Genomic DNA, 15560 nt, shown 5'->3' on the forward strand with positions numbered 1-15560 from the left:
GCTTGTTCGCCTGTGCATTCATGCCGGATACACCGGTCCGCATAGTGCCGAAAATACTCATTCAAAAACCCTCGTGGTCATCTTTCAGGGAGAAGTTGAAACGCAGGGCTTGCGCGAAGCTATCTAAAAAGTGGTAAATATACCGACGAGTACCGCCTTCACCGCTTTGTGATCAAGACGTCTCAATTTTTAGATGAAATGTATTGGGGTGATGGGGTTGTCTAGTCACAGCTGGGCGTCGAGGATATTTTCGTCGAAGCAGCACTGTATGGTGCAAGGCTGACTTTGCGGTCGCCATCAGTTGCGGCATGATGCAACATCGCGGGATGAGCATTCAATGTCGGCGATGCATTCATCTGAGACAGAGCGATACAGTTCCCTCAACGGAATGGCTCGGCTCGCGTCCTGTTTACAGGGCGCTGAAAGCGCTCATTTTCAGCGTTATTCAATGCCATGATATCACACCTCAGTCTGATTGAAGAGCTCGCCGGTTTTGAGCATCATGTGTATAATGACAGCTAGAGCAGATCCTGTTCAATCCGAGCCACATCCTGCAGCCCTGAAGTAGTTGGCGCATTCTGCAGGAGTGAAGCGGGGTATCAAAACGCCGACTGCGTCCCACAGGGCATCGACTTTCCTCTCAGCCCGGCTGCGCAGCATGGCCTTCAGTTTCGAGAATGCGTTCTCGATGGGGTTGAAGCCGGGACTATAAGGCGGAAGGGATATGAACGTAATGCCAGCGCGTTCAATTGCGTCGCGCGCACCGACTGTCTTACGATCTAGGAGGGTATCCATGGCCACAACCTCAGCACGAACAATCTCGTTGTCAAGCTTCCAAACAAATATTCTGGACATTCGAAAATACGATATCTTCATCGTCTATCGTCCCTTCTCAGCGAGGAATTTTACCGGGAAACTCTTAGAGGCTGACTCAAAAAGACCTCAGCAATATCTGTATTTTGCGAGCCGCCGTGTGAGAATGCGGATGTGGGCGATTGTGATCCATGCCTCGGCGGAGGCGATTGTTTTCTTCCAATCCTTGGCTAGTCTACGACAACGACCGAGCCAGGCGAAGGTCCGGTCCACCACCCAGCGGCGCGGCAGGACCTTGAAGCTCTTGGCCTTGTCGGAACGCTTGACGATTTCAATCGTCCACTGGCCGAACTTTGCCAATCTCCCCTTCAGCTTGTCGCAAGCATAGCCGCCATCGGCGAAGACATGTCGGAGCCAGGGCCAGCAGTGGCGGATCGATTTCAGGAGACCGAATGCCCCATCACGGTCCTAAATGTCCGCGCCATGCAACTATCAGGCCGACCATCAGCCCCAGCGTGTCGACAATGATGTGGCGCTTGCGCCCCTTGAGCTTCTTGTCGGCGTCATAGCCCGAAATCCCGCCGTTTTCTGTAGTTTTCACGCTCTGACTGTCGATCACGCCAGCGGACGGCGAGGCTCGCCGACCTTCCATCTCGCGCGTCTCCATCACAAGACGATGGTTGATCCGGCCCCATAAACCCATTGCCCGCCATTCGTAGAAATAGGCTTGAACTGTCGTAAACGGTGGAAAGCCCTTTGGCAGCATTCGCCACTGACAACCCGTCGAAGCAACATAAAGCAGCGCATTCACAACCTCGCGAAGATCGGTCCTCCGTGGCCTGCCCAAACGCCTTGGCCCAGGTAGGCAAGGCGAGATCAATCCCCATTGCGGTCTCCGTTCGTCCTAAGCAAACAAACAGAATCACAAATGACTGATTTCACTCAACTCTTTTTCGGGCAGGCTCTTAGAGTTTGCAATACTGCCTCAACTTCGCCATCTCTGTTACCGCCCGATCGAGGTCGAACGAAACTGACATGCTGCGTGGTCCGGAGAAGGTTAGTTGCCCCCCCGATCGCACGAGTTGCGCTATCGCGGTCTTGGCTTCATTGCCTTCAAAGCCGAGATATTCACGCATAACCTGCATCATTTGGCTTCGCTCGTACGCTCCAAAAGCGACACGCACCTTTTCTGGTCTTTTCCAGACCATCCCTTGGCCGAAATCCACACCGAGAGCGAACCTGCCTTCTGTTGCTCCTACCCCGCAAAATGCCATAGCAATTACAGGCGTACCGTCGGGGAGTTCCTTGTAAAGGGACAACACATGTATCGTTGTCCCGTTCGCTTTGAACTCCGGTAAGAAGTTTGCGGACGTTTGTGCATCCTGTCCCGAGCCGCTATCCTTGGGCGCCCCGGACTGCCGCAATGACTCTTCTAAAGTCTGCACTTTTTTCTCGCCATCGGCGTGAGCATCATCACTGGAGATATAGGCGCTTTCTGCAAACCTGCGAAACACCTGTCTCGCATGCGGCATCGCTGTGCGCATTGTGGGACAGGAAATAGTGATGCGACCGGTCGGCGTATCGGCAAATGCCCCATATAGACGCACATTTCGATAATCGGGACCTGAGGTCGGAACGAGGACAGCCTCAATACCTTTAGCTCCGTGCATATCAATAATCTGAATATCATCGATATCTTTGCCGCTTCTTTCGATCGCCGTTTTGTAGCTCTTTACCGTTCCATTAAGGATGCTCTCATCATTAAGCCGCTCCTGCGACCAACCATCCATCGGATCGTTAGGAGCATTCTTCTTAAATCCGATATCGCACAAAGGAGACCGGGGAGCTGTGGGCAATTCCTTTTCATCCGTGCTGATTATCCTGTATTTGACCGTCTCCGTGCCGGGATCATCGAGTTTTCCAGCCAGCTTCATTGGATGCGAAATAGAGAAGGTGAGGCCGGTTTCAGGATCATGAGCGACTTCGGGAGGGGCGATGAGTGTCATATTGACGGGCAGAGCTACCGTTAGGGCATCGTCCCCCATATCCGCAGTCAGCGGCGAGACCGGTGACGTTCGAGCGACCATCCGGAGCGCGGTTTTGTCTATGGCTTCCACGCCGGACGTTTCCAGCACCTTTGAACCACTGATCGTTCCGTCCCTTTCAACGGTAATTTCGACTTTAACCGTAAAGTTACCGCCGATGCCCGGAATATCCGGCACAACGAGGTTTGCCATCATCTGCGTTTTGACAACCTCTAACCATTCCTGTTTGTTGGTTGGCCGAGGCTGTGAGTTTTGGGCAGCGACCATGGATGGGAAAACCAATAATATCAATGTCATGACGCTCGATATCTTCATCGGCGATTATTCCTTCCTTCGTCAACCGCAGCGATACCTGTTTACTGAAACGGTTCGTAGGCCCTGGTTTCGAGCTCGCAGTACAGTCTGCCCGCCGGTCGAGAATCTCCTAGCGATCACCGAAACGCTCATTCCGCTTGCGAGATCATTGTACATGTCTTGCTTGTGTTCTTTGGTAGCGTTGACGGCAGGCCATGGACCTGCCTTTGGACTTTGCGCACTTCAGGCCGGATTGCATTCGCTTGATCAACAAATCACGTTTGAATCGATCATGTTGCCGAACTTGTCGACGGCCCGATACAGATTCGTTTAAGTTATGCGGCCCAGGCTGGTGCGTCTAGGCTCAGGACCTATTAATTTAACTTGAGATGTGATTCACGGCTTCCGAGAAGGAGGCCGTGATGGGTGATTTGTTTTTGCTGAGCGAGCGCCAGATGGCCCGGATATCGCCGCATTTCCCGCTTTCACTACGAACGTTCTGCGGGCTCATAACGAGCTTATTGAACGGAATGTCGCGCCCGGTAATGCGCGTGATTTTGTGGATAGCCTGCACCATATCGTTTTTCCGTCGTGGATTGGCCGGAGCCTTTCTTCGACAGCCGCAATCCGCCCGCGCCGGTTCGCCTCACGCGTCCAGACCAGTGTTCCGATATAGGCGGGAAAGTCGCGCGTGCTGGCGGTACCGTCATCGCGCACCCGCGTTCTCTCCATTCTTCAGACGATCTGATACTTTTCTTCCGACACGATCCTATTGTTCGTTCGTTCTCGAAGAGAAAAGCGCATGGAAACACTCGATCGCAAGACGGACAAGAATGTAAAGAACCGCGAGGTTCACGCAGATCAGTGTGACGAACAGGAACGGGCTTTCGCGCAAGGTGAAAGTTACCTTGGTAAAGGCGCTGTAGCGTGAATACTCCGACATCGTTCCGGTAACGAGGGCCGATAGCAGGCCGATCGTAGAATATACCGCCATCATTGCCGACACCGTAGCCGTCAGGGCATAAACGGGTTTACTAAGACGTACGTTGTTAAAGGGTGGTCTGGCCTGTTTTTCAAGCGCGGACAGGGAACGAGTTTCACGCTCTCGAACGTCAAGCCAGACGGGAAAGCTTGATACTGGCCTGTCTTCAACACTCGTTTCTTTGTAGCGCTTTCGCCGGGCGCTGCGTTTCGTCATGACTCGCCCTCATCTGACCGCAAGCCTTCGCCGTTGATGTGAGCGTAACGATAAACCAGCCATAAATGCACAACAGGTATCACCAGCGGCAATCCGGTTGTTGACAATCGCCATGCCCAGACAGTCCTGAACGGCTGTGCCGCCTCTCGGATCATCAGAATGTAAACACTTAGGATGCCGATGGGAATGATTCCCGTATAGATGATACGAAACAAGGAAGCGACCATCTTATGAGATCGCAGGTCCCCTTTCTTGAGGTAATACCAGCCTACCTGAAACACACCTAATATTGGGAAAAGAGCCGCGAAAAAACAGGCGCTTACCATGAGTTCTCTGGCAAACTCCAAAAGCGCGTCAGCGGAATCATCACGCGTCTCAAAGACGAGCAGCATGTCAACAAACGACAAGGCCTTGATGAGGGTGAACGTCGCCAGTATCATCCCTTGTAGAAAAACAATCGCCACTGGAGCAGCCAGAAGAAGGAGCTCTACGACAAAAAGGACGCGGAAAAAGATATTTCGCGTCCGGGAATGCTGGCTTCTGATCGTACTCAGTTCACTCATTCAAACTCGCGATAAGACGTGTAGCCCAAAACCAGAAAATATCATCTGCTGCCCGGCCTTTACATCACAATGTAGTCTACTGTCGTCCCCTCAAGCTGAGGTTTGCCAATAAATTCCTGATTATTTTCATCGAGTTTGCATTTTTTCGCGAGTCATTTTATTGCGGGATTATTGAAAACAATCAGGATTCTTCGAATGCGATTGGTATCCATCGTTCCATCCGTTTTGTTCGGTTTCATTGCAATTGCTGTCTTAAGTGTTGTGTTCGGATCATGGTACACAATCGATCAGGGTGAACGCGGCGTCATTCTCCGTTACGGCGCGATAGCTGGCACGGCTGAACCGGGACTGGGGTTCAAGCTTCCTCTTATCGACTCCATCGTTCGCATTTCCGTGCAGTCGAAGTCCAAAGTTTATGAGCATATGGAAGCCTATAGCCGCGACCAGCAGCCGGCGGTCGTCAAGCTTTCGGTCAATTACCGCATTCCGGTCGATCAGGTCGCATCGGTCTATGAACAATATGGCTCCGAAGACGGACTTCTGGGACGGCTTGTAGAACGCAAGGTCTTTGAGGAAAGCAAAACTGTCTTCGGTCGTTTCGCTGCCGTCACAGCTATCCAGGAGCGCGGACGCCTCAATCAGGAAGTTGCACAGGCTATTCAGGACAGTGTCCGCGGACCGGTGATCATCGACAGCGTTCAGATCGAGAACATCGACTTTTCCGACGCCTATGAAGCGAGCATCGAGCAGCGCATGCTGGCGGAAGTAGAAGTCCAGAAGCTGCGGCAGAATGCCGAACGCGAAAAGGTGCAGGCTGAGATCACGGTAACACGCGCCAATGCAGATGCGGATGCCCGCCGCGCCGATGCACAGGCGCAGGCAGACGCCGTCAGGCTTCAGGCACAGGCGGACTCCGAAGCCATCCGTCTTCGCGGCGACGCCGAGGCACAGGCCATCAAGGCACGCGGCGACGCCTTGCGGGACAATCCGGGCCTCGTTTCGCTCACCCAGGCGGAGAAATGGGACGGTAAACTGCCGACGACCATGCTGCCGAACGGTGCGTTGCCAATGATCGATCTGGGCAAAGGTCGCCAAACCGAACAATCCAGTGATTACACCGAATAAGGCCGTTCGCGATCAAGACAAGCCGACAAGGACATTGAGACAGGCTTGATCCGTAGGGATTGCGCGTGAGAATCGGAAACATGCGAAAAGAAACGCGTCAAGCTAACGGATCACCGAAGGCACCAATCGCACAGCAGGTCGAACGCCTGCTGCTGGCCGTTGTCCTGTCATTCATTTCGGCGATGGTTCTGATCGTGGTCATCCCGGTCATAATTCCGGATTTCTTCGGTTCCTGCTTTGAAGGCGCATGCGGTTACGCGGCCGTGTTCGCCTTCGCGCCCGTTGCAATATTGTTTCTGTCGCCCATATGGTGGCTGGTCCTGCGCCGTCTCACCACCTTCATCCGCCTCATCCTCTGGTTCTTTGTAGTGCTGATTTGCGGGCACTTCATATTTCCGTGGGCATTATGGATTTCCGGGCTTGCCTTCCTTGCCTGGTTGATGATCCGGCTCTGGCGCGATCACAGGCGCCAAGGCAGGCCTTTCGGCGAACTGTTCGGGAAAAGTCCCGATGAAGTCTAATGGCAGGTTCTTTTATTCCTTTTCGTTCATAGCTCTCTCAAGCCTTCCGAACGCGCAGGCGGCCACGACGGAATCCCGCATGCTGTGTGATCAGATCATAAACCGGTTTCCGGGGCAGGATCGCTTATCGATTGAATACAAAGAAGATGGCTGCACCGTGCAGGCCGGAGAGTTCGATAACGGTGCGCAATCCGGCCTCTGGTCTTTCAATGGAATCGACATCGAAATTTCGCGCGGGCACGAGACTGGCACATTTTCCTTTTACGGCAAGATAGACGTCACCGGCCTTGCTCTTCCTGAAAACCATTCGTCAGGCAACCGTTATCCTGCGTGGACGCAGAAGGCCCCCATCGATTTTCGGCTCGATTTTTCCTGGCATGGGGATTTGCGCTGGCTTCACGTCGAGAAGGCTGAAATCTCCTCCGGTCCGCGCGACAGGATTTCTTTCTCGACGGATATTTACACCGGCTTCCAGCCGGCGCTTCAGATCGATCAATGGCTGGACACGAAAAAAATATGGATCGCGAATCTTGCGCTGGAAGTCGAAAATGACCGGCTGCTCAAAGACCTGGTTGTGCCTTCTGTCCTACGATGGATGGGCGAAGAAGAAGCGAAGCAAACGGCGATGGAAGCCTGGAAAAGCCAACTGTCCGGTTCCATAGCGTCGTTGCCTTCGCAGGTTGCTTCCCGGAAGACCAGAACAGAACTTCAGCGTTTCATTTCGCAAATGCCGCGGCCTTCGGGACTCTGGAAAATTCTATTCCAGTTCAATAAGCCCCAGAATCTGGAACCTTTGGCCCTTGGCGAAATCAGCCTGACGGATGTTGTGCTACAGGCGACCATTGAAGCGATTCAGGAACCCTGATGCGCATTCTGCTGATCAATCCGCCCTATATCTCGCTCTCCTCAAAAGGCGCCGGGCACCAGATACCTTTCGGTCTTCTTTGCATCGGTGGTCCGCTCATCGATGCCGGTCATGTCGTGAAACTGCTGGATGGCGAACGCCATCACCTGTCGCAGAGCGAAATCGAGCGGGAAATCCTGGCCTTCGGGCCAGACATCGTGATGACCGGACATGCCGGTTCGACACCGGCGCATATCGCCTGTCTCGACACATTGCGAACCGCCAGGCGCGCCACGCCGAAGGCCGTGACGATCTATGGCGGTGTTTATCCGACCTATCACGCGGCCGATACTCTGGAAACCGCACCCTATGTCGACATCGTTGTGCGCGGCGAAGGCGAGGCCGTCACCCTCGCGTTGGTCCGCGCCATCGCCGAAAACACGCCCCTGTCGAAGGTCAACGGCATCACCTGGTGCCAACGCGCAGGAGACAGTGCCGTCACGATCCATGAGAACCCGCCGGCCGCATTGATCCGCGCTCTTGATGAATGGCGCATCGGCTGGGAACTCATCGAAAACTGGGACCTTTATCAGTGTTTTGGGCGCGGCAGGGCCGCGATCATTCAGTTCTCTCGCGGCTGTCCGCATGTGTGCAGCTATTGCGGCCAGTATCAGTTCTGGAGCAAATGGCGGTATCGCTCCCCAAGATCTGTCGCAGCGGAAATCGGCTGGCTGCAGCGCACGCATGGCATCGGCTTCGTGACGCTTGCCGATGAAAACCCCACATCGTCCAAGCGCCTGTGGCGCGAATTTCTGGAAGCCCTTGTCGAGCAAAACGTGCCCGTTCGCCTGTTCGCCACCATCCGCGCGACCGATATCGTTCGCGACGCCGATTTGCTTGCCCTGATGCGTCGCGCCGGAATGGCCTGCATTCTGATGGGCATCGAAACAACCGATCCTTCAACACTGGCGGCAATCCGCAAGGGATCGACAACCCGGGAAGATCAGCAAGCGGTCAGACTCTTGCGTCAGCATGGAATTCTGTCAATGCTCGGTCATATCGTCGGCTTTGAGGAGGAGCGCCCGCGCGATTACATGCGCGCTATCCGCCAGATCGCCGTCTACGACCCCGATCTGGTCAATGCCATGTATGTGACGCCGCACAGATGGTCGGACTGGGCCGCTGAAAACCACCACCGCAAGGTCATCCAACGTAATCCGTCCAGCTGGGATTACCGTCATCAGCTTCTTTCATCGCGGTATCTTTCGTCCCGATCGGTTTTCTGGCTCGTCAAGCTGATGGAATTGGTGGTACATGCCCGTCCACGGGTAATTTTCCGCCTCTTCGCGCATCCCGACAAAGAGGTTCGGGATGACCTTCGATGGTGTTTCCGCAACAGTTTCCGGGTCTGGTGCGCCGAAGTCGCCGAGTTTCTGCAAAGCCCGCCCGACAACCATTCGCAAATGACGCTGGAGCAATGGTTTGGCAAAGAAGTCCGTTCAGACTGCTGCCAGTCAGAGGTAACGGCTGAAAAAGCCTGAATTGCCGATGGAATTTGCTATCGGAAAAGAACTTCGCGGATGGCAGCCGAGCTGTCCGCCGAGCCGCTTCGCTTCATCGAAATCTGCACTCGGCATGACGCCGAGAATCTCGACACCCTGCCACCTTTCAGGCGATGCAGCGAAATTCCTCGCGTGTCCCGCTGGAGTTCCTCCATCCGCACCACGGAATGAAGAGGTGCGGCTCCCCTGACATCGCAAGGAAGCATCATCCTTAAGCTGAGTTGGATCGAGCCACCGTCGCGCGTGCACTCCGCAACACGTGCGGCGTCGCGAACCTTCAACGCCTGTCCATCGGGACAATATGCGCAAGACGCAGAAAACGATCAGCATGGCGTTTTGCGATTTCTGAACCGGACATATTCGACTACAATTTCCACCTATGAATCGTAACAGTTATGTCTAACGGACGCCGGCATTGTTTCCCAGTCTTTCGCTTTTCGATCTCTATATCATACTTTTATCATGGTACTGGCCTGTCGCGCTTCTGGCAGCCATTGCGGCGTTGGCTGCAGCCTTCAGCCTGACACGAAGCCGAAAAAAGAGGGTGGCGGCGGTTGTCTTTACGGGTTTCTGCCTGTTTCCCATGCTTTATCTGCTACCGTGGAACTGAATATGAAGCATAAGCCGGAATGGACCTTCTCAAGCATCGCGGCATTAGCTTTTGGTCTTTTGACTGCCTGGTTCTGGTGGTGGCTGATCATGTACCAAGGCACATGGCCTTATATCATCTTTGCTTGGATTCCTGCGGTTCCCGGACTCGCCTTCGGGATCTACGCACTCAGAACCTACGAAAGCCGGGTTGCGATGCTGGCAATCATGCTGAGCATCTCTCCACTAACGACATGGATAATGGCCTGATCCATGACCGACAATCAATCTTCCAAGGAAGAATCGTTCTTCATTGTTCTCGTCAAACTCCTGTTCAATCTGTCGCTATTCGTCCTGCCTTTCGTCGTTCCGGTCTATTTGCCCCCGGCCCTTATTGTCCTCTACTGGCTGCTCACGCATCTGGCCGAATGGATCGAGAACCGGATAAACGGTGCTGTCGATCAGACCTTCATCTGGATGCTGGGTGGCTGTTTCGGCGTCAGCGGCCTTGTCGCCGAAAACGTGCCGGGCACCGTCATGGGAATCCTTGCCGGCGTCGCCAGCTTCCTTTGCTTGTTGGTGGTGCATGAGGGATGGAAGAAGCTGGCGGGTCTCACGATCAGGAAGGGTCCTGACGGACCACGTGTGACGGCAGTCGATCCTGTTCCCTTCACCGGGCCGAGTGCCTGGAGCGGTGGGGCACCCACGACACCGGAAGGCGAGACGGTTCGGATTCTTGCCTGCGGCGAGTTCGTCATGGGCGGCCCTGTGATCTGCGATTACCTTTTGCCGGACGGAAGCATCATTCTTCATGGTGGCGCCTCCACCGGCTTCTCGCCGAACGGACGTTATTTCGTCACCCCCTCGCCATCGCGCAGGGAATGGCCCTTGTTGATCTACGACCGACGCAGGCACATCCTCCATACCTGCGATGTGGACAGCAAATTCTGGGAAATCGATCTGGTCGGCGATATGACAATCTCCGGGCGTGAAAGCCCGCTCGTTTCCAACCAGAGCTGGTCGGCGACGATCGACGACCTGATCGAGCATTCTACGCACGAAAAAATGATCGACGTCGCCGATCTGAAAATCCCGGAAAAGCACTGGGAGCATATTCGCAAGCGACATGAAAAGGATTTTCCACGTCCACAGGGCAGCGAAGGACCAGCCACTAGTTGGAGGCTGCATCTCCCCACAAGCCTGAGAGCGCTCGAAGACCCGCTCGATCCACTCCAGAACCCGCGAGCGGAAATCGTCATCCGGGAAGAAGAAAGTGGCCTCATCACGCCAATGGGGTTTCCCGTCATCGTATGGAGAAACGACAGTCGCGCCTTCGTATGCGTGGCAAAGCCGAAAGGCGGTGGCGAAAATAGCTGGTGGCTCTGGGATGATCAAAAAGGGTGGAAGCAGTTACAGCAGCGACAGGATCTGGGCGCAAACATTCCCTACGGCCAGCGATCCAAACCCATCGATCTCGATGCCCGTTATCTGACGGTGGAGTGGGAATTGCTGCAGCCGCATCTTGGCGAAGAAAGTGTCGGGGAACTCAGCAGCTATACCGGCTATCGGCTGGAGATTGACGGGCGCCTGTTCGAAAAGCCCGTTATTCGCCAAATCATTCCCCTTGAAAGCTCTGGCAACGAAGACGAACGGGTAGAAAGCGCGCCGTTGAAGAACTGGCATAAACTCGTCTGGCGTTTCCGCCGTATCGACGAAGATATTCACCGCCATGTCTATCAATGCGAGTTCCGGGGAAACCTGCTCGAAGGTGAATGGCTGCTGGATCACCGGATTTCCCGAGACGGCCGTTATATTGCGCTCGTCGCTTTTGCCGATCCTCCCGCCGCTCCTCACCGTATCGCCATTCTGGACAGCGAAACAGGCACGCTTGCGTGGGTGGAAGAAACGTTCTTCTTTCCGGAGTTTCAGGGGTTCGACGATACCCACCTGTATCTGGTTCATGTCATGGAACGCCGGACTGTTCCTTCGCATGAAGTTTCGGACATGGAAGATATCACGATATCCGGTAAATCGCCGGAAGGCTCCGATGGCCCGCAAACCGCCCTGCCACCGTCTGACCACTCACGCATGTTCATCGCTCACGAAAACCGGAGCCGGCTTTATTATAGGAGAACGTCTGTCGTTTTCGAAGACGGCAGATGGAAAACGGCGCCGCCAGCCGGGGCCTCCCTGCAGAAATAAGTCCTCAGGAAACGCATACGCTGAGCCCCCTCTGGGCTGGCATCCCTCGAACGGTTAGTCCTGCACAGCCTTTTTCAAGGCAGCTTCAGCGTCCTCAGCAGCCCGCTGGGCCTCACGTTCGGCATTGCCCACTGCTCGATAAGCATCGGCCCCTGGGTTTTCGTATCTGTCCTGTGCCCCTTGTCCGGAAGTGATCTGCGGTGAAAGCCACATATAGGCCGCAGTCAGGAGCAATATAATACCGACAGTTACTGCGCCCACCACGCCGGGGAATCGGCTTTCACGGGCCGTTGTCTCTCCGCCCTCGACCGATTGGACGAAAACAGAAACAAAGGCCGGGATTGTGATGAGCGCGGATAAAAGGAAGAGCACCTTGATGTCCAAAGCCCACCAACCGGTAGCGATCAAGCCGATGCAGCCGATTAGCGCCAGATATTTCAAAGCCATCTTTTACACCATTCCTCCAAGCGTAGCTTTCAATGAATAAAGGAGCCTGCTTCGAGCCGCAAAGCGTAAGCCGACAATTTTCTATATGCGGATGTTTTGGCGGCCGCAAACACGATGACATCATCCCTGCCGGCTTCGTGAGGATCCGCTATCAGGCCCGGGTTCGCGAAGAGGACGCTTTGAGGGTGGCGTCCGCCAGACGAGAGCCTTGCGAAGAGAAAAATCCTTTAAAATCCGCTGGACCACGGCTGTTGTGTACGTGTGAATGAAAACATCTGATAACTACCTTCCAGGCATCGTCATTTCCCTGCTCCTCGCGGGGTTTCTGGCATTCCTGGGTCTTGTTGCGGTAACGGCCGGCAATCTTGACTGTGGCGCCATAGGCCTCATTCTCGCTGCGATCTATATCGGATGCCCACTCGCGCTTCTGTTGGTGGTTGTCTGGGCCACATACATGATCCGCAGCCGTGGCCAGTTGCGGGGCCATGTTCACGCCCTTCTGCCTTTCTCATTCTGCCGACGCTGCTAGCCATCCTGATCGTTCCCGTGGGCGAAGCGATAAAGCAGGCCGAGCAGGATCGTTTCGAAATCGCCCACCCTTCAATCTCAGAAATCCATGTCAATCTGAGCGGGCACAATCTGGGGCCGGATTCGGGCAGTTATGAAAGCGGTCCGTTGTTGTCAGCCGATTGTCCGGATATGTCCGTCAAGCTGACAAGCTATGCGACTCCAGCCTCCGTTGAGGGGCATACATTGCCTAACGCCGGCGCTCATCTCAAGGACGGCATCGATAACTATCGTTACAGGAAAATCCCCTATCCCGATGCGCCGCCTGCCCATGATCCCTTGCCGCTGCACCGCTTTCCCTATCCCGATCTGAGAGCGTTTCTGGATACGCATGGAGGTAACGAGGCGGATGCGATAGTCCACCTGTATTTCCATTATGACGATCATGTCGATGTCACCCCTGCCGTGAGACGATTTTCGATGACGCAGGAAATGCCCTCCCAGCAAAGGAATATGCACGGTCTCGTGCTCTTCGGCCTTTACAATTATCTGCCTTCGCAAACGGCGCGACTGGAACTCAACGGTCAGACGCTGGACCAGGGCGACTATGCCGCTCGTGAAATTCTGCCCCTTCCCGCTGCATGCCGCGACATTCCGACATCCGCCCGTGCTGCCTTCGTCGATCTGAACCAACCGCTGACCCTGCGCTGGCAGACGTTCGATGATCCGGATGTCTGGCGCACGGCGGAAGTGCAGGTTCCGGACTTCCCGATGCGCTTGCCGGAAAAAGAACGATCCGCACCGACGCAGGTTCTTCTTTACCTGCGGCTCGACGGAATGGTCGCCGCCGAGCGCTATCTGGAGGTCGGCAGGATAGATGGCGAACTGGCAATAAGGGCAGCAGGCATGCCGGATCTGGCCCTGTCCTACACATTCTGCGGCAGCATTTATTCCCGCTACAACCCGGCTGTCGTGAAACTTCTGGCCGACTGAGGAAAGACTCTTGAGTTCCTCCAGGCGGTTTACTCACGCTGCAAGCAGATCGGGTCGGTATGTGAACCAGACAGCCTTTTTCGCCTCATTTTTCCCGTTGGGCCGCAGCGCCCGCGGCGATCATGACGACGATTTCATCGAGCTCATCTTCCAACCGCTCCAGCGGCAAGCCGACAAAACGCGCTTCGAGCGTGATACTGATAATGCCGTGGACGGCGCCGAACAGCGTTCGGGCTCGTACGGCGCGGTCTTCCGCACTCATCTCCGGCTGCAGTTCCGCCAATGGTTGGGCGATGATGCTCAACAGGAACAGGTGCTCATCCAGATGCCATTGCGGCGAGGGTGTGCCTTCCGGCGGCGAATGTTCAAACAGGGCTTTCCAGAGATTGCGATTGGTGATCGCAAATTTCAGGTAACCCTGCGCCAGATTGCGCAGCCGGTCGGTCGGCGACCTATCCTTCACTTCCGCCAGCGCCAGTGATTGCTCGAGCGCCTTGAGCGTCAGTGAATTGACGTGGATGATCAGATCATTGAGATCCATATAGGCGCTGTAGAGACCGCCAAGCGCGCAGCCGGCATCCCGCGTCACATCGCGGGCGCGTAAGTTTGCCAAGCCGTCGCGCTCGATGCTATCGCGAGCCGCCGCCAGCAACTTTGCTTTCAGGTCCTCGCGTTTTTCTTCCCGTCGGCCCATTTCCGTTTTTCCAAGAAAATTGAACGATGTTCAAAATAATTATTGAACGCCGTTCATTTTTGTGCGAGACATTCATTCATGAACAATGTTCATACACGGGAGACGTTAAATGTTCAACCTGATTGCAACACTTTTGCGCGGCAGAACTCACGATGCGGAGCAAGCCGTCGCCGATCGTTATGCCATGCCGCTACTGGCCCAGCAGATCCGAGAAGCGGCCAAGGCCATCCAGTCCGCCCAGCACGCACTGGCCGTGGCCATCGCCCAGAACGAAAAGGAGCGCAGCCAGCACGCTGCGGTCCTTTCTCGGATCGTTGATCTAGAGGAACGCACGCTGACCGCACTTTCGAAGGGAAATGACGGCCTGGCCCGAGAAGCCGCCGACGCCATAGCCTTCCTCGAAGCGGAACGGACGGCTTCCGAACAGGCGCAGGCCCAGTTTGCCAACGCCATTGCCAACCTCAAGGCAACAGTCCGCTCGGCGGAAGGTCGTCTGAAGGAATTGCAGCGCGGCGAACGTGTGGCGCGTGCTACCGACGCAGCCCAGAAAATCAATCACACTTCGGCAGGCGTCAGCCTCGCCACGCTGGATGATGCCGAGCGCACGCTCGAACGCCTGCGCGATCGCCAGAAACAGACCGAGACGGTTTCCGCCGTCCTCAAGCAGATGGAGGATCCGGCGCCCGTCGGGCTAGTCGAACGGCTGGCAGAAGCTGGATGTGGCGCGCCGCTGCGCTCTTCCGCCGATGACGTGTTGGCGCGCCTGCGCGCCCGCCTCGATGCCGCCGCCTGAAACGCATTTTACAAATCTCACAAAGGATCAAAATCATGAACGACAGTTTTCAGAAACATTCGTCGAGCTGGGTCAGCTTTTCCTACATCTCTTTCGGTGCAGCAGCTTTCATGCTGGCGCTCGGCCTGTGGATGATGCCGCTCGATCTGTGGGGCAAGGGATATCTCGCCATGGGCATCATCATGCTGGTGCAGACTACGGTGAATATGACCAAGACTTTGCGCGATAACGCGGAGTCGGAAAAGCTGATCCGTAAGATCGAGGACGCCAAGACTGAGAAGCTGCTCGTTAAGTTCAATCGCGACAGCGAGGATTAAACCTCATTAACGAGGCCACGGAATTGCTCTGGCTCTCAATGATTATCTAATAAT

The 15560-nt window shown here is 55.1% G+C and carries 15 protein-coding genes and 2 pseudogenes; 9 read left to right on the top strand and 8 right to left on the bottom strand.

Going from position 1 to position 15560, the window contains the following annotated elements:
- Positions 1-534: 534 nt before the first annotated feature.
- The 6 genes and pseudogenes from ACI2KA_RS24790 to ACI2KA_RS24815 all read right to left on the bottom strand — a co-directional run.
- Positions 535-807, bottom strand: a pseudogene (locus ACI2KA_RS24790) (transposase); the annotation flags it as partial.
- 135 nt (positions 808-942) lie between these two features.
- Positions 943-1702 (bottom strand): annotated as a pseudogene (locus ACI2KA_RS24795) (IS5 family transposase); the annotation flags it as partial.
- A gap of 76 nt (positions 1703-1778) precedes the next feature.
- Positions 1779-3173: a TonB family protein gene (locus ACI2KA_RS24800; RefSeq protein WP_404505111.1), complete on the bottom strand. Its 1395-nt coding sequence runs from the start codon at positions 3171-3173 to the stop codon at positions 1779-1781.
- Positions 3174-3531: 358 nt separating this feature from the next.
- Entirely contained in the window at positions 3532-3729 is a 198-nt protein-coding gene (locus ACI2KA_RS24805; RefSeq protein ID WP_404505142.1) for a hypothetical protein, read from the bottom strand.
- A gap of 192 nt (positions 3730-3921) precedes the next feature.
- Positions 3922-4350, bottom strand: a complete 429-nt coding sequence (locus ACI2KA_RS24810) for a hypothetical protein (protein WP_404505112.1) — start codon at positions 4348-4350, stop codon at positions 3922-3924.
- Complete coding sequence (locus ACI2KA_RS24815) at positions 4347-4913, bottom strand: hypothetical protein (protein ID WP_404505113.1); 567 nt, start codon at positions 4911-4913, stop codon at positions 4347-4349. The genes ACI2KA_RS24810 and ACI2KA_RS24815 overlap by 4 nt, the downstream gene beginning before the upstream one ends.
- 195 nt (positions 4914-5108) lie before the next feature.
- On the opposite strand from ACI2KA_RS24815, the gene ACI2KA_RS24820 reads away from it, so the two are divergent.
- From ACI2KA_RS24820 to ACI2KA_RS24845, 6 genes are all read left to right on the top strand, one after another.
- Positions 5109-6038 (top strand): prohibitin family protein, encoded by a 930-nt coding sequence (locus ACI2KA_RS24820; RefSeq protein WP_404505140.1) that lies wholly within the window; start codon positions 5109-5111, stop codon positions 6036-6038.
- A gap of 80 nt (positions 6039-6118) precedes the next feature.
- Complete coding sequence (locus ACI2KA_RS24825; protein ID WP_404505114.1) at positions 6119-6559, top strand: hypothetical protein; 441 nt, start codon at positions 6119-6121, stop codon at positions 6557-6559.
- Entirely contained in the window at positions 6549-7424 is an 876-nt protein-coding gene (locus tag ACI2KA_RS24830; RefSeq protein WP_404505115.1) for a hypothetical protein, read from the top strand. Before ACI2KA_RS24825 ends, ACI2KA_RS24830 begins: the two co-directional genes overlap by 11 nt.
- The gene (locus tag ACI2KA_RS24835; RefSeq protein WP_404505116.1) at positions 7424-8944 is read left to right on the top strand and encodes a B12-binding domain-containing radical SAM protein; all 1521 of its coding nucleotides are present in this window, start codon (positions 7424-7426) and stop codon (positions 8942-8944) included. The genes ACI2KA_RS24830 and ACI2KA_RS24835 overlap by 1 nt, the downstream gene beginning before the upstream one ends.
- 483 nt (positions 8945-9427) lie before the next feature.
- Entirely contained in the window at positions 9428-9823 is a 396-nt protein-coding gene (locus tag ACI2KA_RS24840) for a hypothetical protein (protein WP_404505117.1), read from the top strand.
- A 267-nt stretch (positions 9824-10090) separates the two neighbouring features.
- The gene (locus ACI2KA_RS24845) at positions 10091-11755 is read left to right on the top strand and encodes a hypothetical protein (protein ID WP_404505118.1); all 1665 of its coding nucleotides are present in this window, start codon (positions 10091-10093) and stop codon (positions 11753-11755) included.
- Between the two features lie 54 nt (positions 11756-11809).
- Here ACI2KA_RS24845 and ACI2KA_RS24850 read toward each other — a convergent pair whose 3' ends face one another.
- On the bottom strand, positions 11810-12202 hold the full coding sequence (locus tag ACI2KA_RS24850; protein ID WP_404505119.1) for a hypothetical protein: 393 nt from the start codon (positions 12200-12202) through the stop codon (positions 11810-11812).
- Between the two features lie 546 nt (positions 12203-12748).
- Between ACI2KA_RS24850 and ACI2KA_RS24855 the strand changes: the two genes are divergently transcribed.
- Positions 12749-13702 carry a hypothetical protein gene (locus ACI2KA_RS24855; RefSeq protein ID WP_404505120.1) on the top strand — a complete coding sequence of 318 codons (954 nt, stop codon included), beginning with the start codon at positions 12749-12751 and terminating at the stop codon, positions 13700-13702.
- An 85-nt stretch (positions 13703-13787) separates the two neighbouring features.
- Here ACI2KA_RS24855 and ACI2KA_RS24860 read toward each other — a convergent pair whose 3' ends face one another.
- On the bottom strand, positions 13788-14396 hold the full coding sequence (locus ACI2KA_RS24860; protein ID WP_404505121.1) for a TetR/AcrR family transcriptional regulator: 609 nt from the start codon (positions 14394-14396) through the stop codon (positions 13788-13790).
- A 109-nt stretch (positions 14397-14505) separates the two neighbouring features.
- Here ACI2KA_RS24860 and ACI2KA_RS24865 point away from each other — a divergent pair, with 109 nt between their 5' ends.
- Complete coding sequence (locus ACI2KA_RS24865) at positions 14506-15189, top strand: PspA/IM30 family protein (RefSeq protein WP_404505122.1); 684 nt, start codon at positions 14506-14508, stop codon at positions 15187-15189.
- Positions 15190-15224: 35 nt separating this feature from the next.
- On the top strand, positions 15225-15506 hold the full coding sequence (locus tag ACI2KA_RS24870) for a YiaA/YiaB family inner membrane protein (RefSeq protein WP_404505123.1): 282 nt from the start codon (positions 15225-15227) through the stop codon (positions 15504-15506).
- The last annotated feature ends 54 nt before the right edge of the window (positions 15507-15560 follow it).

Source organism: Agrobacterium sp. NPDC089420 (genome assembly GCF_044900305.1).
Classification (GTDB): Bacteria; Pseudomonadota; Alphaproteobacteria; order Rhizobiales; family Rhizobiaceae; genus Agrobacterium.